We start from the raw sequence: 21,831 nt of genomic DNA, 5'->3' as shown, positions 1-21,831 counted from the left end.
CGCTAGGGTCTCGGGAGCGTATTGATGTTTGATATCGGCTGGAGCGAGCTTCTGGTGATTGCGGTCGTGCTGATCGTGGTCGTCGGACCGAAAGACTTGCCGCCCATGATCCGCGCCTTCGGCAAGACGATGGCCGGCCTTCGCAAGATGGCCGGGGATTTCCGCACGCAGTTCGATGAGGCCCTGAAAGAGGCCGATATGGACGATGTGCGCCAGACGATTTCCGATGTCCGCAATCTCAACCCGACAAATTCGCTGCGCGATGCGATGAACCCGCTGCGCCAGCTCGGCAATGAGATCAAATCCGACCTGCAGAAGGCAACGGCTGCGCCCGATGGGCTGTCCTCCACTGCCGCACCCGCAACGAGCGAGCCGGTTGCCCCGCTCGTGAGCACGCCGGAGCCGGAAATGAAGCTGCCGGATACGCCGCCCGTCGTCGCGGCAGCAGCACCGGTTGCTGCCGCTGCGGCAGAAAAGCCAAAGCGCGCCCGTGCGAAATCGGTTGCGACCGTCGAAGCCGAAGCGGTTGCCGCCAAGCCGAAGCGCGCCGCGCGTACCAAAGTGGCCGCAACGCCGGACGCTGCCGCTTCCGCGACAACGGGCGAGCCCGCCGTTTCGAAGACACCCGTGAAGGCAGTTGTCAAAAAGACGGCCGTCAAGAAGACCGCGGCTGACACGACGACGGCCGTGGCTGACGCCAAACCGGCCAGAGCGGCAAAAACAAAGGCTGTGAAGCCGAAAAAGGATGAAGCATGAGCGGGGATACCGAAGATAAGCCACAGCCGCTTATCGAGCACCTCATGGAGTTGCGCACCCGGCTGATCTGGTCGCTCGGTGCATTCTTCATCGCCTTCATTGCCTGTTTTGCGGTTGCCAAGCACCTCTTCAACCTGCTTGTCATTCCCTATAAGTGGGCAGTGCTCTGGGCGGGTCTCGATGTGACGAAATCGTCGCTGATCTATACCGCGCCGCAGGAATTCTTCTTCACACAGATCAAGGTCGCGATGTTCGGCGCGATGGTCATCTCCTTTCCGGTGATCGCCTCGCAGCTCTATAAATTCGTCGCACCCGGTCTCTACAAGAACGAACGCGCCGCCTTCCTGCCGTTCCTCGTCGCCTCGCCTATCCTTTTCCTCATCGGTGCGGCGCTGGTCTATTTCTTCTTCACGCCGATGGTCATGTGGTTCTTCCTCGCCATGCAGCAATTGCCCGAGGATGGCGAGGTGGCGATTTCGCTGATGCCGAAGGTGTCGGAATATCTGAGCCTCATCATGACGCTGGTGCTGTCTTTCGGTCTGGTGTTCCAGCTGCCGGTCGTCACCACGCTTCTGGCGCGCGTCGGGCTTCTGACCAGCGACTGGCTGCGTGAAAAGCGCAAGTTCGCCATCGTCATGGCCTTCGTGGTCGCGGCCGTCCTGACGCCGCCCGATCCCATGTCCCAGATCGGTCTTGCGCTGCCTGCGATCATTCTCTACGAGATTTCCATCTACATGGCTCGACTCGTGGAGAGGAAACGTGCGGCGGAATCCAAAAGCACGGAGCTGGAAGAGACCTGAGCCTTTGCCAAGGTTTCCCCCGCTCACAAATCTCTTCGCGCCGGGCCTTTGCCCGGCGTTTTGCTGAGGGCAATGCAACAACGGTCTGGAACGACGATGCACGACATTAAATGGATACGCGAAAACCCCGAAGCCTTCGATGCGGCTCTTGCACGCCGTGGCGCTGAGCCTGCTGCCAGCGGCCTGATCGCCCTTGATGAAAAGCGCCGTTCCGTCATCCAGTCCCTGCAGGACATGCAGTCCCGCCGCAATGCCGCCTCCAAGGAAATCGGCGCCGCCATGGCGCAGAAGAACATGGAGCTTGCGGAAAAACTTAAAGCCGAAGTCGCCGACATCAAGGAAAACATGCCGCGCGCCGAGGAGGAGGACCGTCAGGTCACCGCCGAGCTGAACGACGCTTTGTCGCGCCTGCCGAACATGCCCTTCGACGATGTGCCCGACGGCAAGGACGAGCATGACAATGTGGTCACCCGCGTTGTGGGCCAGAAGCCCGGCTGGAACCATGCAGCCAAGGAACACTTCGAGATCGGCGAAGCGCTCGGCTACATGGATTTCGAGCGCGCCGCCAAGCTTTCGGGTTCGCGTTTTACCGTTCTGACCAGCCAGCTGGCGCGGCTGGAGCGGGCGCTCGGCCAGTTCATGATCGACCTGCACACGACGGAACACGGTTACACTGAAGTGTCTTCGCCGCTGATGGTGCGTGACGAGGCGATGTTCGGCACCGGGCAATTGCCGAAGTTTTCCGAAGACCTGTTCAAGACCACCGATGGCCGCTGGCTGATCCCGACGGCGGAGGTGACGCTGACCAACCTCGTGTCCGGGGAAATTCTCGAGCAGGAAAAACTGCCGCTGCGTTTCACTGCGCTCACACCGTCCTTCCGTTCGGAAGCGGGTTCGGCCGGCCGCGATACGCGTGGCATGCTGCGCCAGCACCAGTTCTGGAAATGCGAACTCGTCTCCATCACCGATGCGGAAAGCGCTGTTGCCGAGCATGAGCGCATGACAGCCTGCGCCGAAGAAGTGCTGAAGCGTCTCGGCCTGCATTTCCGCACCATGACGCTCTGCACCGGCGACATGGGTTTTGGCGCACGCAAGACCTACGATCTGGAAGTGTGGCTGCCGGGCCAGGACACCTATCGCGAAATTTCGTCCTGCTCGGTCTGCGGCGATTTCCAGGGCCGGCGCATGAATGCGCGTTATCGCGGCAAGGACGACAAGGCGACGAAGTTCGTTCATACGCTGAACGGTTCCGGCACGGCCGTCGGCCGCTGCCTGATCGCGGTTCTCGAAAATTATCTGAACGACGACGGTTCCGTCACAATTCCAGACGTGCTGCTGCCCTATATGGGCGGTCTGACGCGCATCGAGAAGGCGGCTTGAGAATTACACGACCGTCGTGCCGGATTTGATCCGGCATCCAGCCAGCCCAAATCCTTGGGCTGAAAAGAGTGCTTCCCGCCGCGCAGACGCGCGTCGGCTGGATGCCGGATCAGTTCCGGCATGACGGAGAAGAGGATGCTTCGTCCCCCTGCGACATGAAAGCGGAGAGAAAACATGCGGATTTTGCTGACGAATGATGACGGTATCCACGCCGAGGGTCTGGCCGTGCTGGAGCGTATCGCCCGCACGCTGTCCGACGATGTCTGGATCGTCGCGCCCGAGACCGACCAGAGTGGCCTTGCTCATTCGCTGACGCTTTCCGAACCGCTGCGCCTGCGAAAAGTTTCCGACAAACATTATGCGCTGCGCGGCACACCGACCGATTGCGTCATCATGGGCATTCGCGAAGTTCTGCCTGAGAAGCCCGACCTTGTGTTGTCAGGCGTTAATGCCGGCGCCAACATGGCCGATGACGTGACCTATTCCGGCACCATTGCCGGCGCCATCGAGGGCACGCTGCAGGGCGTGCGTTCCTTCGCGCTCAGCCAGGCCTTCAGCCATGCCGACGGCCGTGTCGTGCCCTGGGAAGTCGCCGAAACCTATGCGCCGGATCTTCTGCGCAAGCTGATGAATGTCGATCTGCCTGATGGCACGTTCCTCAATCTCAATTTCCCCAATTGCGCGCCCAAGGATGTGCAGGGCGTTTCCGTGACCGGGCAGGGCAAGCTCGATTTCGGCCTCACCGTTGAAGAACGACAGGACGGCCGCGGTTTCCCCTATTACTGGCTGCGCTTCGGCGAACGCCTTGGCACCTTCCGCGAAGGCACCGATATCCATGCCCTGAAGCACGGCAAGATTTCGGTCACGCCGCTTAAGCTTGACCTGACGGACTACACGGTGAAGGATCGGGTTGCGCAAGCACTTGGATTCGGAGTCGCCGATTGAAATCCGCAATGGTCGAAAAGGAAGGTTTTGCCGCTCTCGTTCTCCGCTTAAGGGGCGAGGGGATTTCCGACCTTGATCTTTTGACGGCGGTCGAGCAGACGCCCCGCTCCAAATTCGTGCCGCCGCAATTTGCGGCCGATGCCTATTCCAGCCGAACGATCCCGATCGACTGCGGCGCCTTCATGGAAGGCGCCGACATGGCGGTGAAGATCCTTGCCCGTCTGCAGCTGAAACCCGGCCAGCGCGTGCTGGAAATCGGCACCGGCAGCGGTTTCATGACGGCGATCATTGCCCGCCGGGTCGAACGGGTGTTTTCGCTGGAGCGTTATAAGACGCTGGTGCAGCAGGCGCAGAACTGTCTCGATGATCTTTCCATCCGCAATGTCGTCATCCGCCAGGCGGATGGCAGCAACGGGCTTGTGGGCGAGGGCACCTTCGACCGGATTGTTTCCACCGCCGCCTTCACCACCATGCCGCGCTTCTTTGCCGAGCAGATCGTTTCGGGTGGAATGATGATCGCGCCGATCATCATCGAGGGTGATCGTTGCGTGATGACCCGCTTCTCCAAGACTGGCAGCCGCTTCGAAAAGGAAGAGCTGTTTGAGGCGCCTTATCTGCCGCTCAGCACCCATATTGCCCGGCATTTGTGACGAAATGAAAATTTTGAAGGCAATTCATTTTTGTCTTCTAATGTTCTGAATTGTCGCAACTATTTGATTTTCAATATCATTATTGTCCCAACATGACGCATCCGGTTTTCGTCATGGTTATCGAAGTGTCAAAAAAGCGCCAAACGGCTTAACGTTTTAACGGCGTGGTAACACTAACGCGCTTTAATCATAAACATCGACGCATGGTTTTCCCCACCTCGGGAAATGGGCCTTGCAAGAAGTGAAATTTGTGCCGGATCGGTCTCGATGCGGCGGGTTGGCGTCAGTGTAGATCGAGTCATGCGTATGAGACATTCGTCTAAAATCGGAAAATCAGTCGCAAAAATGTTCGCAGCGGCATTGCTGGCAAGCGTCGCAACGGGCTGTAGCTCGGATGCAACGCGGTTCGGCGGCCTCTTTTCCAGTGGACCGGATCAGATGACCACGGCGTCAATTCCAGCCCGGCAGGGTGGCGGTGCTTATGCACAGGCCCCGGTTCCGCAGGGCGACATGAATGGCGGTTACGCCTCTGCCGCGCCGCAGGGCGGTTACGCCAACCAGAACATGGCGGGTAATTCCTATCCGCAGTCCGGTGGTTACGGCGGCGGCATTCAGCCTTCCACGGCCCGCTCGGCTTCGGCCTCGCCGGTGCAGCGCTCCGAACTGTCGGCGCCTTCGGTAGTGGCAAGTCGCGATCCGTCGACCCGCAACGAAGCCATGGCTCAGCCTTTCCCGTCGGCGCAGCGACAGGCCGCTCCGTCTCTGGCGGCACCCGCCCGCCAGGCCGCAGCACCCGTTACCGACAATCTGACGACTGCAACCGTCCGTTCCGACAAGAATGGCTGGCATACGGATGGTGCTTCTTCCGTGACGTTGCGTCCGGGCGAAAGCATCACCACCATTTCCAACCGCTACGGCGTTCCGGAAAAGGAACTGCTGCGCGTCAACGGCCTGAAGTCCGCGTCTTCGGCGCAGGCCGGCCAGTCGATCCTCATTCCGAAATTCGGCCAGGTGCGCAACGCCGCCAAGGATGCGGCCGGCAATATCGCGCTGAACCGCAATGGCGACCAGCCGACGCCGCTGCGCAGCCCCGAGGGCAATGTGGCCGTTCTGCCGTCGCAGGCCGCCGCTCGCGACAAGGTTTCCTCCGAGGCCGGCAAGCTGACACCTCCCGGTGGCAAGCCGTTGCCGCCGACCGGTGGCTACAAGGTTCAGCCGGGCGACAGCCTTGCGAAGATCGCCCGTGAAAACGGCGTCTCGGTTGCCGCGCTGAAGGCTGCCAACGGTCTTTCCAACGAAAGCATCCGTGTCGGCCAGACACTTTCCATGCCGGGTGCCGGCACTGACAACGTCAAGACAGCCTCCGTTCCCGCCAAGGAAGCGGCCAAGGCAGTCGAGACCGCATCCGCCAAGCCCGAGCCCTACAAGGCCCCTGCCGCTGCTGCCGCGACTATCCCGGCCGCGCCTGCCGCTACGGCAAGCGTCAGCGACATCGAAAAGAAGTCCGACATGGCGTCCCTTGCTCCGGAATCCACCGGCATCGGCAAATATCGCTGGCCGGTTCGCGGCGCGGTCATCAACAATTTCGGCGACAACGTCGAAGGCAGCCGCAATGACGGCATCAACATCTCGGTTCCCGAGGGTACGCCGATCAAGGCCGCTGAAAACGGTGTGGTCATCTATGCCGGCAACGGTCTGAAGCAGCTCGGCAACACGGTGCTGGTGCGCCATGACGATGGCAAGGTCACTGTTTACGGCAACGCCGCCAATCTCGACGTACAGCGCGGCCAGAAGGTCCAGCGTGGCCAGACCATCGCCACCTCGGGCATGACGGGCAGCGCCAAGCGTCCGCAGGTTCACTTCGAAGTTCGCAAGGATGCGACACCGGTGAACCCATCAGGTTTCCTTGAATAGGTATTGCGTCTCAAGGAATGATGAAGCCGGGTGAAGAGCCCGGCTTTTTCATTTTTGGGGGTTATGCGCAGGACAAGTACGTTTGGTGGTTACCGGCTCAGGCACTTCGTCCTCCGTCATGCCGGACCTGATCCGGCATCCAGCCGACGCGCGTCGGCGCGGCGAGAAGGACTCCTTTCAGCCCAAGGACTTGGGCTGGCTGGATACCGGCTCAGGGGCCGGTATGACGGAAGTGGGGATGCAGTCCGCTCGGAAATCGTCCCCGGTTCCAGGGGCAGTTACCCTCTCACCAACCCCACCGTCTTCTCGATGAAATCCGCAATCCTCGCGGTATCATCGAGATCGAAAACCGGCAGCGCCGTGTCCGTCACCTCATGATCAGCGGCAATTGCGATGATATGCGGATCGAGCGGCGCAAGCGGTTCGGTTTTCATCGCTTCCAGCCGGCGCGCCTCGATCTTCGGCACGGGCTCATATTTGTAACCTTCGATCAGCACGAGATCGCAGGGGGCGAGGCGGGAGAGGATGTGCTCGAAGGATGGTTCCGGTTCGCCGCGCAATTCATGCATGATGGCGAAACGGGTGCCGGAAACGATGGTGACCTCATGCGCGCCGGCCTGCCGGTGACGCCAGCTGTCGGCGCCGACCTTGTCGATATCGAAATCATGATGGGCGTGCTTGATGGTGGAGACGCGGTAGCCGCGCGCCGTCAGTTCGGTGACGACGCGCACCGCAAGGCCGGTCTTGCCCGAATTTTTCCAGCCGGCAATGCCAAAGACCTTTTGTGTCGTCATGGTTGCAGCTCCATCTCTTTGTTTCAACGCATTATCCTACTGGAAATGCTCCAGATAGCTACGCGCCAGCGCCAGCTCGTCCGGGGTGTTGATGTTGAAGAATGGATCGAGGCTGCCCTTTGCTGTTTCCACCGGCGGGAAGGCCACGCCGATGGTGACATGCCGGGCAAGATAAGCCCGGATACGGCGGTTGGCATCGTTCTTCAGCCACGCCTCGAGATCGTCGGCAAGCGCCACCGGCCACAGCGCGAAGACGGGGTGAAGCTGGCCACTGGAGGCAGCGATGACGATCGTATTATCCGATATGTGTTCGCACAGCCGGGCGACGAGATCGTCTGGAAAGAACGGGCTGTCGGCAGGTGCCGTCAGGAAATGGCTGCCGGTGGCCTCGCGATTGCGGAAATGCCGCATGCCGGCCAGAACACCTGCAAGCGGCCCGGCATGGCCGTTCAGCGTATCGGGCAACAGCGGCAGGCCGAAACTGTCCGCCCAGCCGCCCCTGTCATTGGTGGCGGCATTGATGGTGACATCCGAGACCTGTGGCGCGATGCGGCGCACGACGTGAGAAAGCAGCGGTGCATCGCCCAGCGTCACCATCGCCTTGTTGCTGCCCATGCGCCGCGACAGGCCGCCGGCGAGCACGAGACCGGGTATCTCAAGGGGAAGGGTGCTCATTGCCGCTGTTCCTGCAGCCTTACGACATAGGTGGTGAGAAGGGCGACAAGGCCGGTCGCCAGCATCACCATGAGGAGCGGCCAGGTTCCGTCCTCCTTCGACAGGACCGAGGAGGCGAGTACCGAAAGGGCGGCACCGCCGCCGATGGTCATCGCGCCGCCAAGACCGGAGGCCGAGCCGGCCAGATGCGGCTGAACGCTGACCATGCCGGCATTGGCGCTGGGAAGTGTCACGCCATTGCCGACGCCGATCAGGGCAAGCGGCACGAAGAACGCATAGGCGCTTTCCGCCCCGCCGGTGATCAGCACAATGGTGGTGACGATACCGGCAATGGCGATGACATTGCCCGAGAGCATCATGCGGGTGATGCCGATCTGGCTGGCATAACGGCCGGAGACGAAATTGCCGAGCATGTAACCGCTGGCCATGAAGAAGAATTGCAGGCCGAGCATGGCCGGGGCAAGCCCATAAAGCACGCTGCCGACGAAGGGCGCGCCACCGAGGAAGGAAAAGAACATGCCTGACGAGAAGGTCGAGGTCAGCGCATAACCCCAGAACAGCGGCGAGCGCAGAAGTTCGGGCCAGGCGTGGAACTGCTGTGAAAAACTCGCCGACTTATTGTGGTTGGTTTCGCCGAGATCGAACCAGGCGAGTACCAGAATGCCGACGCCGAGCAGGGCAAGGAGCGCAAAGCTCGACTGCCAGCCGGAAATGTCGTTGAGCAACCCGCCAACCGTTGGGCCAACCATCGGCACCACGGACATGCCCATGGTCACATAGCCGATCATCGAGGCGGCCTGTTCCATCGGCACCATGTCGCGCACGATGGCGCGGGCCAGCACGAAGCCGGAAACGACGGCCGCCTGTGCGACGCGCCCGATCATGAAGACGGTGATATTCGGCGCCAGCATGCAGACCAGCGTGGCGGCAATCATGATCGCGATGCTGGCAAGCATGACCGGCCGGCGGCCGAAGAGATCGGAAAGCGGGCCGATAAGCAGTTGCAGGCAGGCGGTGGCGGCGAGGTAGCCTGAAACGGCAAATTGCATTACCGCGTAATCGGTCTCGAAATAGAGCGCCATGGCCGCAAGCGAGGGCAGGAACACATTCATGCACAGCGCCGCGACGCCGGCGATGACGACCAGCGTGATGATGTGGGGCGGAGTGGTCCGGTCGAGAAAACGGCCGCTTTTCATCTCACTCTCCCGCCTCTTCCGTGACGGCAGTTTTCGTTACGGAAGCCGGCCGCACCGTGGTCGCGGCCGTTGGTGTCGCGGCTGCGCGCTTGGCCATCTGCGAACGCTTGCGCAGGCTTTCGCGGTAGAAGGTATAAAGGCCTGAACCGATGACGATCATGGCGCCGATGATGGTGAAACTGTCGATCTTTTCGTTGAAGAAGAACACACCGATCATGAAACCCCAGAGCAGGCCGGTATAACGGAACGGTGCGACGAAGGAGATTTCGCCTGATCTCATCGCGAGAATGATCGCCTGATAACCGACCAGCACCAGAATGGCCGAAGCGGCGAGATGCGAGACGATCGTGACGTTCATCGGCTGCCAGCCGCCGAAAGGCACGATCAGCAGGCCGCCCACCGCCATGTTGACGAAGGCGGTGATGACGGTGATGGCGAGCGAGGGCACATCGGCATACATTTTCCGGGTCAGGAGATCGCGTGCGGCGGTGACGGCCAGTGATGCGACGACCAGCAATGCACCGGGCGTGAAACCTTCCGGGCCGGGCCTGATGATGACGAGCACGCCGATGAAACCGACGATGATGGCCACCCAGCGCCGCCAGCCGACCGGTTCGCGCAGGAACAGCGCCGCACCCAGCGTCACCACCAGCGGCAGCGACTGCAATATGGCCGAAGCATTGGAAAATTCGATAAGGCCCAGCGCCGTCAGATAAAGCACGGCCGCAGTCACTTCGCAGAGACAGCGCAGGATGATGATGGGGCGCAGCAGGGTTTTCAACGGCCGGAGCGCGCCGAAATGCCGGGCGGCGATATAGATCAGCACCACGGTCATGATGCCGCGCACGAACATGATCTGGCCGGTGTTGATGTAGGGTGTGACGGATTTCGTCAGGGCGTCGTTGGCCGTGAAGCTTGCCATGGCGAGCGCCATGAAAAGCGCGCCGCGCGTATTGTCCGTCAATGCCATTCCATACGATCCCAGACCATGCGCAGTTTTACCCTGGTCGCCCTTTCAGACGGTTTCGGGCGGCCTCGCGGGCGCGACGGCGCATTCCTCCATGTAAAGAGACGTGACACGGCCAAGCCGGCAATTCAACCGTTTATATGGGTGGGTGGACGAGAAAGAGGTTCAGCCGTCAATCAGCCGCCCGTCACGCTCATATGGCGGGCGACGGCGGGGCGTTTATGGGTGCGGTCGATGATGAAATCATGCCCTTTCGGCTTGCGCAGAAGGGCTTCATCGATGGCGCTGGACAGATAGGCGTCGCTGTCGGAAGCGCGCAGCGCCGTGCGCAGGTCGGCGGCATCGTCCTGGCCCAGACACATGTAGAGCGTGCCGGTGCAGGTGAGGCGGACACGGTTGCAACTTTCGCAGAAATTATGGGTCATCGGCGTAATGAAACCGAGCCGGCCGCCGGTTTCCTTCACCGTTACGTAACGTGCGGGGCCGCCGGTCTGGTAATCGCTGTCGATGAGCGTGAAGTTCTGTTCCAGATCGGCGCGCAGCTGCGACAGCGGCAGGTAGCGGTCGGTACGGTCTTCCTCGATCTCGCCCATCGGCATGGTTTCGATGACCGTCAAGTCCATGCCGCGACCATGGGCGAAACGCATAATCTCGGCAATCTCGGTGTCGTTGAAATCCTTCAGCGCCACGGCGTTGAGCTTGACCTTGATGCCGGCTGCCTGTGCGGCATCCAGCCCTTCCATGACCCGGCCGATATCGCCCCAGCGGGTGATCTGGCGAAATTTATCGCGGTCGAGCGTGTCCAGCGAGACGTTGATGCGCTTGACGCCGCAATCGGCAAGTTCGGCGGCGAATTTGGCCAGCTGCGAGCCATTCGTGGTCAGCGTCAGTTCTTCCAGCGCGCCGGTGTGAATATGGCGGCCGAGGTTCCTCACCAGCGACATGATGTTCTTGCGCACCAGCGGCTCGCCGCCGGTGAGCCTGAGCTTGCGCACGCCGCGCGTTATGAAGACGGAACAGAGCCGGTCGAGCTCTTCCAGCGTCAGAAGGTCTTTCTTCGGCAGGAAGGTCATGTGCTCGGACATGCAATAGGTGCAGCGGAAATCGCAGCGGTCGGTGACTGAAACGCGCAGATAGGTGATGGCGCGGCCGAAGGGGTCAATCATCGGTGCGTTGTTTTCCGTCAGGAATTGCGCTTTTTCAAGCGATCCGGGGAAACTGTTCACATCTCCATCCTCGTTGCGCGATGCGCCTTTCAAATGATGTAGTGGCTTGCCTATCGTGAGGCAAGTCCGTAATTTTGACGCATATTATGAGCGTACGGAAGTGAAAAATGAGTGATGTCTGGCCGACCGAGCTGCTGGTGTCGAAAGACCGGCGGGAATTGACCGTTTCCTTTGACGATGGAAGCGTTTACCGGCTCCCCGCCGAGATGTTGCGGGTGCTTTCGCCCTCGGCGGAAGTACAGGGCCACGGTCCGGGACAAAAGGTCACGGTACCCGGCAAACGCAATGTCGCCATCCGTTCAATGATCGCCACCGGCAATTATGCGGTTCGCATCGTTTTCGACGACGGCCATGACAGCGGTATCTACACCTGGAAATATCTGAGGGAACTGGGCGAAACCGGCGACGCACTGTTTGACGATTATCAACGGCAGCTTGCTGAAAAGGGCTTGAGCAGGGAGCCGCTATCCCGGTAGAGAAAATGTGGAGGGAGATGCCCTCGCGATGATGATGACAAAGACTTGAGAAACCCGTGCGTTTGGCAAAATGGTGGCATCCGCACTTCGTCACCCCGGACTTGGATGCCGGGGTCCAGCGCGATCAAGTCTTTGATCGCAAAAGACTCGTTTTTCACGGCGCAGACGCGCCGTGGCTGGATGCCGGATCAAGTCCGGCGTGACGGAGGAAGGTTCTTACGCTTTGCCGGCAATCTGGCGAGGGGCACTCTCGTTTTATAAACTTCAGCGGGGTGGCGTGTGGCTGTCGAAGCGAACGGAAATGATCTGGCCCAGGTGGTCGTGTTGTTGGCGGCAGGCGTTGTCGCTGCGCCGATTTTCAAGCGCATCGGCCTTGGCTCGGTGCTGGGTTATCTGGCCGCCGGCCTGGTGATCGGGCCTTACGGGCTCGGCTTCTTTTCCGATCCGCAGGCCATCCTGCATATTGCCGAACTGGGCGTGGTGATGTTCCTGTTCATCATCGGCCTTGAAATGCAGCCGTCGCGACTGTGGTCGATGCGGCAGGATATTTTCGGGTTGGGGGCGCTGCAGGTGCTGGTCTGTATGGCCGGCCTGACGTTGATCGGTGTCGGTCTTGGCTTTCCGGTCATCATGTCCTTCGTCGCCGGCACGGGTTTCGTGTTGACCTCGACGGCGATCGTCATGCAGATGCTGCAGGAACGCAACAGCATGTCCAGCCTCAAGGGCCAGCGCATCATCGCCATCCTGCTGTTTGAGGATCTGGCCATCGTGCCGCTTCTGGCGCTTGTCGCCTTTCTCGGCTCGGGCGGCGAACATGTGACGCCCTCGGAGCGCTGGATTTCCGTGGGCATCGCGCTTGCCGCCGTCGGTGCGCTCATTCTTGCCGGGCGTTATCTTCTCAACCCGTTCTTCCGGCTGCTGGCGGCTTCCGGGGCGCGTGAGGTGATGACGGCGGCTGCCCTGCTGGTGGTGCTGGGGTCTGCGCTGCTGATGCAGGTCAGCGGGCTTTCCATGGCCATGGGCGCGTTTCTGGCTGGCGTGCTTTTGTCGGAATCGTCCTTCCGCCACCAGCTTGAAGCGGATATCGAGCCGTTTCGCGGCATTCTACTCGGCCTGTTTTTCCTTGGCGTCGGCATGGCGATTGATCTTGCCGTCATCGGATCCAACTGGCAGCTGGTGGTCGTCAGCGTCGCGGGCTACATGCTGCTCAAGGGTTTTCTCATCTATGGCGTGGCACGGGCGCTCGGCACCACCAGGCGTGAAAGCCTGGAACGGGCGGTGCTGATGGCGCAGGGCGGCGAATTCGCCTTCGTGCTTTATTCCGCCGCCGTCAGCGCTGGCATTCTCGACCGGGAAGCCAACGCCATCCTGACGGCGACCATCATCATTTCGATGGTGCTGACGCCGCTGATGGTCATTCTGCATGACCGGCTGGTGCCGGCGGCGGTTCCCAATACCGACGATCTCGATGTGCCCGAGAATGTCGAAGGCAGCATTCTGCTGATCGGCTTCGGGCGTTTCGGGCAGATCGTCAGCCAGCCGCTGCTGGCGCGGGGTTACACGCTGTCGCTCATCGACAAGGACGCCGAATTCGTGCGTGATGCGGCGGAGTTCGGTTTCAAGGTCTATTATGGCGACGGATCGCGGGCGGAAATCCTGCATGCGGCTGGCGCCAGCACGGCGCGCGCCGTTCTCATCTGTGTCGACGACAAGGACGCGGCGGTGCGGATCGCGGAGATCGTCAAGCACGAATTCCCGCTGGTTCCGGTTCTTGCCCGCGCCTATGACCGTGGCCATGCGATCGATCTTCTCAAGGCAGGCGTGGATTACCAGATCCGCGAGACGCTGGAATCGGCGCTGAATTTCAGCGAGGAAGTGCTGGGCGCCATGGGCGAGGAGCGCGAAGACGCTGCCCGTCTGGTGGAGGAATTCCGCGACCGTGACGAGGAACGTTTCGCCATGGAAGTCGTCGGCGGCATCTATGCCGGCCGTTCGCTGATCCGCGGCAATGCCCAGCCGGCCGACCTCGTCGCCGCACGCACCGCACGCGAGCGGGCGGAACGGGAAAAGGCGGAACTGGCGGAAGAGTAGGGCCCGCTTAGCAGTGAAGCAGATTTCGAGGGATTGAGGCGAATATGACGATCATTCGTACTGTTGAAGAACTGAAGGCCATCTATGACGGCACGAGCGAAGCCTCGGTCGCGAAGGTGACAGCGAAGCTGACGGCGGAATACCGGCTGATGATTGAGGCATCACCCTTTCTGGCGCTGGCGACGGTGGGGCCGGAGGGAATGGACTGTTCGCCGCGTGGTGACAGGGGCGGTGTGGTGCGGGTGGCGGATGAAAAGACCGTGCTGCTGCCGGACTGGCGCGGCAATAACCGCGTCGACTCGCTTTTGAACATCGTGCGCGATCCGCGGGTGGCGCTGATGTTCCTGATCCCCGGCTCGAATACGACGATGCGCATCAACGGCCGTGCGGTTGTTTCGGTTGATGCGGAACTGCTGCAAAGCTTCGAGATGGATGGCAAACATCCGCGCACCGTCATCGTGGTGACGATCGATGAGGTTTATTTCCAGTGTGCCCGGGCACTGATGCGCTCGGAACTGTGGAACCCGGAACACTTCGTCGAACCGGCGTCGCTACCCACGCCGGGCGTGCTGCTGAAAGCCGCGAAAGGGGAGTTCGATCAGGAAACCTATGACCGCGAATGGGCGGCGCGGGCGGCGGCCACGATGTGGTGAGGGGGTTGTCGCCAAGATTGCTCATAGCAATGTAACGACAGGCTGACGTCTTTCCTCTTCCCTCATTCCCGTGTCCGTCACAGCACACCATTCGATGCGCGTCTGCGCGGCGGAGGGAGTTTTACAGCTCAGGGACCTGGGCTGGCTACATTCCTGTGACAAGCACAGGAATGAGGGTAGGGGACGTTGGGTGGTTTTAGTGCACCCAAACTGGCGCAATGCGCGTCACGTCCGGTAGATCAGCCAGTTCTTGCCGGTATAGTTCTTCTGCATGCCGTCCTCGTAAAAGACGGAGCGGTTTCTGCCGGTTTCCTTGGCGTGGTAGAGCGCCGTATCGGCATGGCCATAAAGCTCGCCCGGATTGTTGGCCTGCGAAGCGGAGGCAAGACCGATGGAGATCGTCACCGTGCCATAATCGGCCCCGGATCTTGAATTGCGGAAAGGGGTGCTTTCCAGCGACAGGCGGATGCGCTCACACATCACCATGACTTCCTCCGGCGTATTGCCGTCGAGAATGATCGCGAATTCCTCACCGCCGCTTCTTGCCACGAAGCCATCCTTGCGGACATTGGCGCGGATGACCGAGGCGACGGTTGCCAAAATCTTGTCACCGACGGGATGGCCGAACGTATCGTTTATCCGCTTGAAATGGTCGATATCGAGCAGCACCAGCGATGTATATTGCAGGCCGATCGAGCTGTCATAGACGGAAGCCAGCCGGTCATCGAAAGCCCGGCGGTTGGAAAGGCGCGTCAGCGAGTCGGTATTGGCGATGCGCTTATATTCATCCAGTTCCAGACGGACCTGATGCATTTCTTCGGCATGGCGATTGACGTCGTTAAACGCCTTCTCGCCATCGATGATCTTCGTGCCCGTGGCTTCGGCCAGCAACAGGATCGCATTCTTCAGAATATTGGTGCTGGAGGCATTTTTGTCATCGATGCGCTGGCGCGTTTCGCCAAGTATCCTGTTGTAGTTCTCGATGGAGGATTGTTCCCGCCGCAATGTACCCAGCAACGCTTCCAGTTCGCGCCTGAGCTTTTCATGCGCGTCGTCGATTGCCCTGACCGGATTGCTTTCGCCGTAGCGCGTGGACAGTTCGTCCAGATCTTCCTGCGTGGCCCGGCTTCCCAGTGCCGCCAGATCCTTGGTCAGCGCCGGGTTCGAGCCGATATAGGCTTCGTAGAAAAGGCTGTAATTACGCGGGATCGGCGAAACACCCATGCTCCGCATGGCGTAGGCAATCTGCCCGGCAATGTCGGGTCCCGTTGTTTTGGGCGTGGATGCCGTGTTCATCAAGAAACTCCAGTGAGTCTGCTTATAGACTATGATTATTATTATGCGGGCTGTTTTGGAAAGCTTAATTTATAGAAAACTAATTTTTGTTCCCGGAAATTCCATTTTCGCTGATTTTTATCTTATTTAATTGATAATTATAAGTAATTTTCATTTTTAGAGATTTCCGGTGTTTTTTCCCTCTACTGTGCGCCTTGGTGACAGCATCGTATTTATTCTGTCAATCCCGATAACGCTTTTCGAGTGATTTATTTTGGCACAGCAATGCAGGGTACAACGAAGGGAAACGCCAGGTCAGTGCATTTTTTCAATTCGGCAAGACATGACCTATAGGCGGCAAACTTCGCCGATTATGTCTATACACAAGAATCTTACAGTTTTTATTTGGTCGTCTCAACGCCAAACGGCGCGGTTTGCGCCGGTATAGACATGATATTTGTCACGCTTTTGAAACGGTGCGCCGTTTCGATCCGGCGGTTCTCAGGACCACGTCAGGTCCTGAGCTTTATAACCGGGCATCCCGTGCCTGCCGATGCTTCCGGCGCATGCGGCGGACGGATGATCAGGACGTCGGAATGGGCAAGGATGTTCATCATCGATGAATCCTGTTTGGCATAGGCTTCCGCCACGCTTTCACCACTGTCGTCGGTGCGGAGACGGGCGCGAAGATAATCCTGCCGATGGTCATTGGCCTTCAGCGGCGTTGCGGTTCTGACTGTCGCTGTGCGTTGCAGAGGCGAGCGGCGGCCGATCCGGCGGATCAGCGGTTCGAGAAACAACAGGCTGCACACGAGGCTGGCGACCGGGTTTCCGGGCAGGCCGAGAACCTGCATGGCGCCGATCGCGCCGACCATCAGCGGCTTTCCGGGGCGCATGGCGATGCGCCAGAAATCCAGCTGCATGCCTTCCGCCTTCAATGCCGCCTGCACGAGATCGTGGTCGCCGACGGAGGCGCCGCCCAACGTTACCAGCACATCCACCTTGGCTGCGACAGCCTTGCCGATGGCGGCGCGGATCAGCGTATCGTCATCGGCGATGATGCCGAGGTCGAGAATATCGGCGCCCGCCTGACGGGCGAGGGCTGCGACGCCAAAAGTGTTGGAGGCGATGATCTGGGCCGGGTTCGGCGTGCTGCCTGGCGGCAGCAATTCGTCGCCGGTGGCGAGGATGGCGATGCGCGGCCTGCGATAGACAGCCAGCGTGGCGTGGTTCATCGCCGCCGCAAGTGTCAGGTCGGTGAAGCCGAGTTCACGTCCGGTTTGCAGAACGGTTTCGCCCTGCGCAAAATCCTGCCCGCGCGGGCGAATGTGTCTCCCGGCGGTGACTTCGAAGGTGGTGCGGATCTTGCCGCCTTCCAGCACCTCCGCATCTTCCTGAATGAGGATGGTATCGGCTCCCTCCGGCACCGGCGCGCCGGTGAAGATGCGCACTGCTTCGCCTTCACCCAGAGTGCCGGTAAAGGCATGGCCGGCAGCCGCCTGGCCGATGACGGTCAAGACTGAGCCGATCTCAGATGCATCGACGCTGCGCAGCGCGTAGCCATCCATGGCGGAGGCGTCAAAAGGCGGCTGGGTGAGGCGCGCCGCCAGATCGGCAGAAAGGACACGGCCATCACATTCGGCAAGCGGCAGGGTTTCACTGTCGGTTACCGGAACCGCCGCTTCCAGAAGGCGCCGTGTGGCATCATCTACGGGCAGCAGCGGTTTCATTCAGCTCTCCTGCCGGCGAAAATCACCGGATTTGCCACCACTTTTTTCAAGCAGGCGGATATTGACGATTTCCATCGCCTTGTCGGCGGCCTTGGCCATGTCATAGATCGTCAGGCAGGCGATGGAGACGGCGGTCAGCGCTTCCATTTCCACACCGGTCTTGCCCGACAGTTTCACCATGGCCTCGACGCGCAGGCCGGGCAGGGTGGTGTCTTCGGCAATGTCCACCGCGACCTTGGTCAGCATCAGCGGATGGCAGAGCGGGATGAGATTGGCCGTCTGCTTGGCGGCCATGATGCCGGCAAGGCGCGCGGTACCGATGACATCGCCCTTCTTGGCATTGCCGTCGCGGATGAGCGCCAGCGTTTCCGGTTTCATCTTCACGAAGCCTTCGGCGACGGCGACACGGATGGTTTCCGCCTTGTCGCCGACATCGACCATATGCGCCTCGCCGCTGGCATCGATATGGGTGAGCTTTGAGGCCTCGCTCATCGGGGATTTACTCCGCTGCCAGAATGCCGGATTGGCCCGTCAGCAGCGCTTTGGTGGCCGCCGTCACATCATCCTTGCGCATCAGGCTTTCGCCGACGAGGAAGGTGCTGATGCCGCTTTTTTCGAGGCGCTGGCAATCCTCGAAGGTGAAGATGCCGCTTTCGCCGACCAGCAGCTTTTCGGCCGGCACGAGGCCTGCGAGCTTCTCGCTGGTTTCGAGGCCGACTTCAAAGGTGCGCAGGTTGCGGTTGTTGATGCCGAGAAGCGGCGAGGCGAGCTTCAGGGCCCGTTCGGTTTCCTCTGCATCATGCACCTCGACCAGCACATCCATGCCGAGTGCGAAAGCCTCGTCTTCGAGGCGCTTGGCCTCGTCGTCAGAGAGCGATGCCATGATGAGGAGAATGCAGTCCGCGCCCCAGGCACGGGCCTCATGCACCTGATAGGTCTCGAACATGAAATCCTTGCGCAGAGCCGGCAGAGCGCAGGCATTGCGGGCGGCGGTCAGGAATTCCGGTGCGCCCTGAAAGCTCGGGCTGTCCGTCAGCACCGAAAGACAGGCGGCACCGCCCGCCTCATAGGCAGCAGCCAGCGCCGGCGGATCGAAATCCGGGCGGATGAGGCCTTTCGACGGGCTGGCCTTTTTGATCTCGGCGATCAGGCCGAACTTGCCTTCGGCCTGCTTTGCCCGGAGCGCCTTGTAGAAACCACGCGGCGCACTCTGGTCAGCGGCCATGGCCTTGAGATCGGCCAGCGAGGTCTTCGCCTTGGCAGCGGCGATTTCCTCGCGCTTGTAGATCTCGATCTTTTTCAGAATGTCGCTCATGGTCTCGCTTTCATTCCTGCTTGTGGTCGGCCTGCGCGGCATCGGCTTCATTGGAAACGGCGACCAGACGGTCGAGTGCCGCTGCCGCCGCACCGCTGTCGAGCGCTTCGCTGACGATCGTCATCGCCTGACCCAATGTTTCGGCCTTGCCGGCGATGACAAGGGCAGCCGCCGCGTTGCAGAGCGACACGTCACGATAGGCATTGCGCTTGCCCGACAGGACGTCGCGCAGGGCTGCCGCATTGGCAATACCGTCGCCGCCTTTCAGATCAGCCATCGCCGCAACGTCGACGCCGAAATCTTGCGGGGTCAGATCGAAAGTGCGGATCTTGCCATCTTCCAGTGCGGCCACATGGGTGACGCCGGTCGTGGTGACTTCATCCATGCCATCGCCATGGACGACCCAGATGCTTTCCGAACCGAGATCGCGCAGCACTTCGGCAAGCGGCACCAGCCAGCGCGGCGAAAAGACACCGAGCAATTGGCGCTTTGCACCCGCCGGGTTGGAGAGCGGGCCGAGCAGGTTGAAAATCGTCCTTGTGCCGAGTTCGACCCGGCTCGGGCCGACATGGCGCATGGCGGAGTGGTGCATCTGCGCGAACATGAAGCCAAGTCCCGCCTCTGCGATGCAGCGGGCGATGAGATCGGGACCGATATCGAGCTTGACGCCAAGAGCGGACAAGGCATCCGCCGTGCCGGATTTGGAGCTCAGAGCCCGGTTGCCATGCTTGGCGACCGGCAGGCCCGTGCCGGCAACGATGATCGAAGCCAGTGTCGAGATATTATAGGTGCCGATGCCATCACCGCCTGTTCCGACGATATCGATGGCATTGGCGGGGGCCGAGACCGGCAGCATGCGGGCGCGCATGGAGGAAACGGCGCCGACGATTTCGTCGACCGTTTCGCCGCGCACGCGCAGCGCCATCAGGAAACCGCCGATCTGCGACGGGGTGGCTTCGCCCGACATCAGAATGTCGAAGGCCGTCCGCGCATCCTCGCGGTTCAGGCTTTCTCCGTTCGCGACCCTGGCGATCAGCGGCTTCAGTTCGGCCATGGTTTCCGCCCCCCGGTCAGAAGCCGACCATCGCCTGATCGGCGAGGGCCTGATTGATGGTCACACCATAGTCGTTCTGCAGACGGTTGACCATCTGGTCCAGCATATCGTCGCCGGCTGCACGGGCAATCGCGGTAAACTGCTGGTCGTCATTGGCAAGCGCGTCGGCAGGGGCGTTGGTGTCAACCGAGGTAACCTTGAAGAGGATGCGGCTGGAACCATCGGCATCTGCCGCCGTGCCAACCACGCCTTCAGCACCGGAGAAAACGGCGGCAATCGTCTGGCGGCCGAAAATCGCATCCTCGCTGGTGCGGCGCAGGCCCGATTTCTGTTCGACGGCAAGGCTGAGCTCGCCGGCAACAGCCTCGAGCGTTTCACCCTTTTCAACACGGGCCTTCAGCTCGTCGGCCTTGGCGGCAAGTGCTGTGCGCTGCTGCTCGGACGTCCAGTCGGCCACGACATCGTCGCGGACTTCGGCAAGCGTGCGGTCACGGGCGGGGATGATCTGCTCGACATCGAACCAGATGTAACCTTCGCGGCCGAGATTGATCGGCAGGGCTTCGGTGCCAGGTTCGGTCTTGAAGACGTCCTGCGCCAGCTGCGGCGAGGGCAGGCCTTCGACCGTGTCACCCTTTTCATCGAGGCCGGCGGCATCGATGGCGGCAATGGTGACGGGCTTGAGGTTCAGCTGCTTTGCGGCATCGGCAAGCGACGAACCACCGGCGCGCAGATCCTCGTAACGGTCGTGCACATTGGTGACTTCTTCCGCCGCAGCGGCAGTGGCGAGATCCCTGCGGATATCTTCCCTGGCTTCATCCAGCGTGCGGGTGGTTTCCGGCTTGATGCCGGTGACGCGCAGAATGACCGGGCCGAAGGAACCTTCAACGACGGCAGATACGCCGCCATCCTTCTGGATGCCGAAGGCTGCGTCGGCAATCGACGGATCGGGGATGGTATCCTTGGTGAATTCGCCGAGCGTCACGTCGGAGGCGGTCTTGCCCTGATCTTTCACCACCTGATCATAGGTGGTGTTGCCGAGGCGGATCTGTTCGGCGGCAGCGGCAGCCATTTCCTTGTCCGTAAAGGTCAGCTGTTCAACCGTACGGCGGCCGGCGGTGCGGAAGCTGTCCTTGTGGCTGTTGTAATAGTCGGCGATCTGCGCCTCGGTCACCGAGGACTGATCGGCAATGTCTGACGGCTCCAGCTTCACATAGGTGAACTTGCGGAATTCCGGGGCGCGATATTTCGTCTTGTTGGTTTCAAACCACGGCGTGAGCACGTCGTCGCCCGGTGCCTTGACCGGCGGGATGACGGCGTTGGAAAGAATGACGTAATCGACGGCGCGCTGCTCGTTGCGGTACTGCTTCAGCGCATCCACCAGCACCTGCGGTGCGGTAAAGCCATCCGAGACGGCTTCGACAATCTGGCTTCTGACGGCAACCTTGCTGCGTTCCTTGATGTAGTCGTCCTCGCGGAAGCCGGAATTGCGCAGGCGTTCGCTGAACAGATTGCGGTCGAACTGGCCGTTGACCGACTTGAAGGCCGGGTCTTCGGCAATGAGCTTGGCAAGGCGATCTTCGGAAAGGCCGAGATTCATCTTGGATGCAAGCTCGTCAAGCGATGCCCCTGCCGCAAGCTGGCTGAAGACCTGCCGGTCGATGCCGAAGGCCTTGGCCTGTTCGGTCGTCAGCCTTGTGCCGAACTGGCGGCTGAGATCGGAAATCTGGCGCTGATAGGCGAGGCGGAATTCCTCCGGGCTGACCGTCTGGTCACCCACCGTCATGACGGCGTGGGAATTGGCGGTGACAAGCGATGCGGAGACGCCCCAGACGCCAAACGAAACAACAAGCAGGAGAAGCAGCAGCTTGGCTGCCAGGGTTCGAGAAGCATTTCTCAGGGAATCGAGCATCGTTATGCAAACCTCACAGGAACGT

The 21,831-nt window shown here is 60.7% G+C and carries 20 protein-coding genes; 9 read left to right on the top strand and 11 right to left on the bottom strand.

The genetic code is table 11. The features are described from left to right. Nucleotides 1–24: 24 nt before the first annotated feature. The 6 genes from tatB (at nt 25) to PL640_RS07935 (ending at nt 6,445) form a co-directional block, all read left to right on the top strand. Nucleotides 25–756, top strand: coding sequence for a Sec-independent protein translocase protein TatB (tatB, locus tag PL640_RS07960; RefSeq protein ID WP_271361342.1), 732 nt, complete (start codon nt 25–27; stop codon nt 754–756). Continuing rightward, nucleotides 753–1,556 carry a twin-arginine translocase subunit TatC gene (gene tatC, locus PL640_RS07955; RefSeq protein WP_271361341.1) on the top strand — a complete coding sequence of 268 codons (804 nt, stop codon included), beginning with the start codon at nt 753–755 and terminating at the stop codon, nt 1,554–1,556. The genes tatB and tatC overlap by 4 nt, the downstream gene beginning before the upstream one ends. A gap of 96 nt (nt 1,557–1,652) precedes the next feature. Then, the gene (gene serS, locus PL640_RS07950) at nt 1,653–2,936 is read left to right on the top strand and encodes a serine--tRNA ligase (protein ID WP_271361340.1); all 1,284 of its coding nucleotides are present in this window, start codon (nt 1,653–1,655) and stop codon (nt 2,934–2,936) included. 174 nt (nt 2,937–3,110) lie between these two features. Further along, nucleotides 3,111–3,881, top strand: a complete 771-nt coding sequence (gene surE, locus PL640_RS07945; protein WP_065115839.1) for a 5'/3'-nucleotidase SurE — start codon at nt 3,111–3,113, stop codon at nt 3,879–3,881. Next, nucleotides 3,878–4,531 (top strand): protein-L-isoaspartate(D-aspartate) O-methyltransferase, encoded by a 654-nt coding sequence (locus PL640_RS07940; protein ID WP_162936635.1) that lies wholly within the window; start codon nt 3,878–3,880, stop codon nt 4,529–4,531. The genes surE and PL640_RS07940 overlap by 4 nt, the downstream gene beginning before the upstream one ends. Before the next feature lie 345 nt (nt 4,532–4,876). Beyond that, complete coding sequence (locus PL640_RS07935; RefSeq protein WP_271361339.1) at nt 4,877–6,445, top strand: peptidoglycan DD-metalloendopeptidase family protein; 1,569 nt, start codon at nt 4,877–4,879, stop codon at nt 6,443–6,445. Nucleotides 6,446–6,723: 278 nt separating this feature from the next. Here PL640_RS07935 and mobB read toward each other — a convergent pair whose 3' ends face one another. The 5 genes from mobB to moaA form a co-directional block, all read right to left on the bottom strand. Continuing rightward, nucleotides 6,724–7,239 carry a molybdopterin-guanine dinucleotide biosynthesis protein B gene (gene mobB / locus PL640_RS07930; protein WP_271361338.1) on the bottom strand — a complete coding sequence of 172 codons (516 nt, stop codon included), beginning with the start codon at nt 7,237–7,239 and terminating at the stop codon, nt 6,724–6,726. Nucleotides 7,240–7,275: 36 nt separating this feature from the next. Next, nucleotides 7,276–7,914 (bottom strand): molybdenum cofactor guanylyltransferase MobA, encoded by a 639-nt coding sequence (mobA, locus tag PL640_RS07925; RefSeq protein ID WP_174031580.1) that lies wholly within the window; start codon nt 7,912–7,914, stop codon nt 7,276–7,278. Next, complete coding sequence (locus PL640_RS07920) at nt 7,911–9,110, bottom strand: multidrug effflux MFS transporter (RefSeq protein ID WP_142840007.1); 1,200 nt, start codon at nt 9,108–9,110, stop codon at nt 7,911–7,913. Before PL640_RS07920 ends, mobA begins: the two co-directional genes overlap by 4 nt. A 1-nt stretch (nt 9,111) precedes the next feature. Continuing rightward, nucleotides 9,112–10,080: a DMT family transporter gene (locus PL640_RS07915; protein WP_065115833.1), complete on the bottom strand. Its 969-nt coding sequence runs from the start codon at nt 10,078–10,080 to the stop codon at nt 9,112–9,114. A 173-nt stretch (nt 10,081–10,253) separates the two neighbouring features. Continuing rightward, the gene (gene moaA / locus PL640_RS07910; RefSeq protein WP_271361337.1) at nt 10,254–11,303 is read right to left on the bottom strand and encodes a GTP 3',8-cyclase MoaA; all 1,050 of its coding nucleotides are present in this window, start codon (nt 11,301–11,303) and stop codon (nt 10,254–10,256) included. A gap of 107 nt (nt 11,304–11,410) precedes the next feature. On the opposite strand from moaA, the gene PL640_RS07905 reads away from it, so the two are divergent. From PL640_RS07905 to PL640_RS07895, 3 genes are all read left to right on the top strand, one after another. Then, nucleotides 11,411–11,779 (top strand): DUF971 domain-containing protein, encoded by a 369-nt coding sequence (locus tag PL640_RS07905; RefSeq protein ID WP_269699695.1) that lies wholly within the window; start codon nt 11,411–11,413, stop codon nt 11,777–11,779. 279 nt (nt 11,780–12,058) lie between these two features. Next, nucleotides 12,059–13,870, top strand: a complete 1,812-nt coding sequence (locus PL640_RS07900) for a monovalent cation:proton antiporter-2 (CPA2) family protein (protein ID WP_271361336.1) — start codon at nt 12,059–12,061, stop codon at nt 13,868–13,870. Between the two features lie 44 nt (nt 13,871–13,914). Continuing rightward, on the top strand, nt 13,915–14,523 hold the full coding sequence (locus tag PL640_RS07895; protein ID WP_271361335.1) for a pyridoxamine 5'-phosphate oxidase family protein: 609 nt from the start codon (nt 13,915–13,917) through the stop codon (nt 14,521–14,523). 225 nt (nt 14,524–14,748) lie between these two features. Here the strand turns inward: PL640_RS07895 and PL640_RS07890 are convergent, their stop codons facing one another. The 6 genes from PL640_RS07890 to PL640_RS07865 form a co-directional block, all read right to left on the bottom strand. Continuing rightward, the gene (locus PL640_RS07890) at nt 14,749–15,819 is read right to left on the bottom strand and encodes a GGDEF domain-containing protein (RefSeq protein ID WP_271361334.1); all 1,071 of its coding nucleotides are present in this window, start codon (nt 15,817–15,819) and stop codon (nt 14,749–14,751) included. A gap of 491 nt (nt 15,820–16,310) precedes the next feature. Next, nucleotides 16,311–17,528 carry a molybdopterin molybdotransferase MoeA gene (locus tag PL640_RS07885; RefSeq protein WP_271361333.1) on the bottom strand — a complete coding sequence of 406 codons (1,218 nt, stop codon included), beginning with the start codon at nt 17,526–17,528 and terminating at the stop codon, nt 16,311–16,313. Continuing rightward, the gene (gene moaC, locus PL640_RS07880) at nt 17,529–18,020 is read right to left on the bottom strand and encodes a cyclic pyranopterin monophosphate synthase MoaC (RefSeq protein ID WP_271361332.1); all 492 of its coding nucleotides are present in this window, start codon (nt 18,018–18,020) and stop codon (nt 17,529–17,531) included. Between the two features lie 7 nt (nt 18,021–18,027). Continuing rightward, entirely contained in the window at nt 18,028–18,843 is an 816-nt protein-coding gene (gene trpC, locus PL640_RS07875) for an indole-3-glycerol phosphate synthase TrpC (protein ID WP_269699690.1), read from the bottom strand. Between the two features lie 10 nt (nt 18,844–18,853). After that, the gene (gene trpD, locus PL640_RS07870) at nt 18,854–19,897 is read right to left on the bottom strand and encodes an anthranilate phosphoribosyltransferase (RefSeq protein WP_271361331.1); all 1,044 of its coding nucleotides are present in this window, start codon (nt 19,895–19,897) and stop codon (nt 18,854–18,856) included. 16 nt (nt 19,898–19,913) lie between these two features. After that, complete coding sequence (locus PL640_RS07865; protein ID WP_271361330.1) at nt 19,914–21,806, bottom strand: peptidyl-prolyl cis-trans isomerase; 1,893 nt, start codon at nt 21,804–21,806, stop codon at nt 19,914–19,916. Nucleotides 21,807–21,831 lie beyond the last annotated feature (25 nt).

The organism is Agrobacterium sp. ST15.16.024 (assembly GCF_027956545.1).
In the GTDB taxonomy this organism is placed as follows: domain Bacteria; phylum Pseudomonadota; class Alphaproteobacteria; order Rhizobiales; family Rhizobiaceae; genus Agrobacterium; species Agrobacterium cucumeris.
The sequence above is the reverse complement of the archived record's forward strand: the minus strand, read 5'-3'. Positions and strand labels throughout refer to the sequence as shown.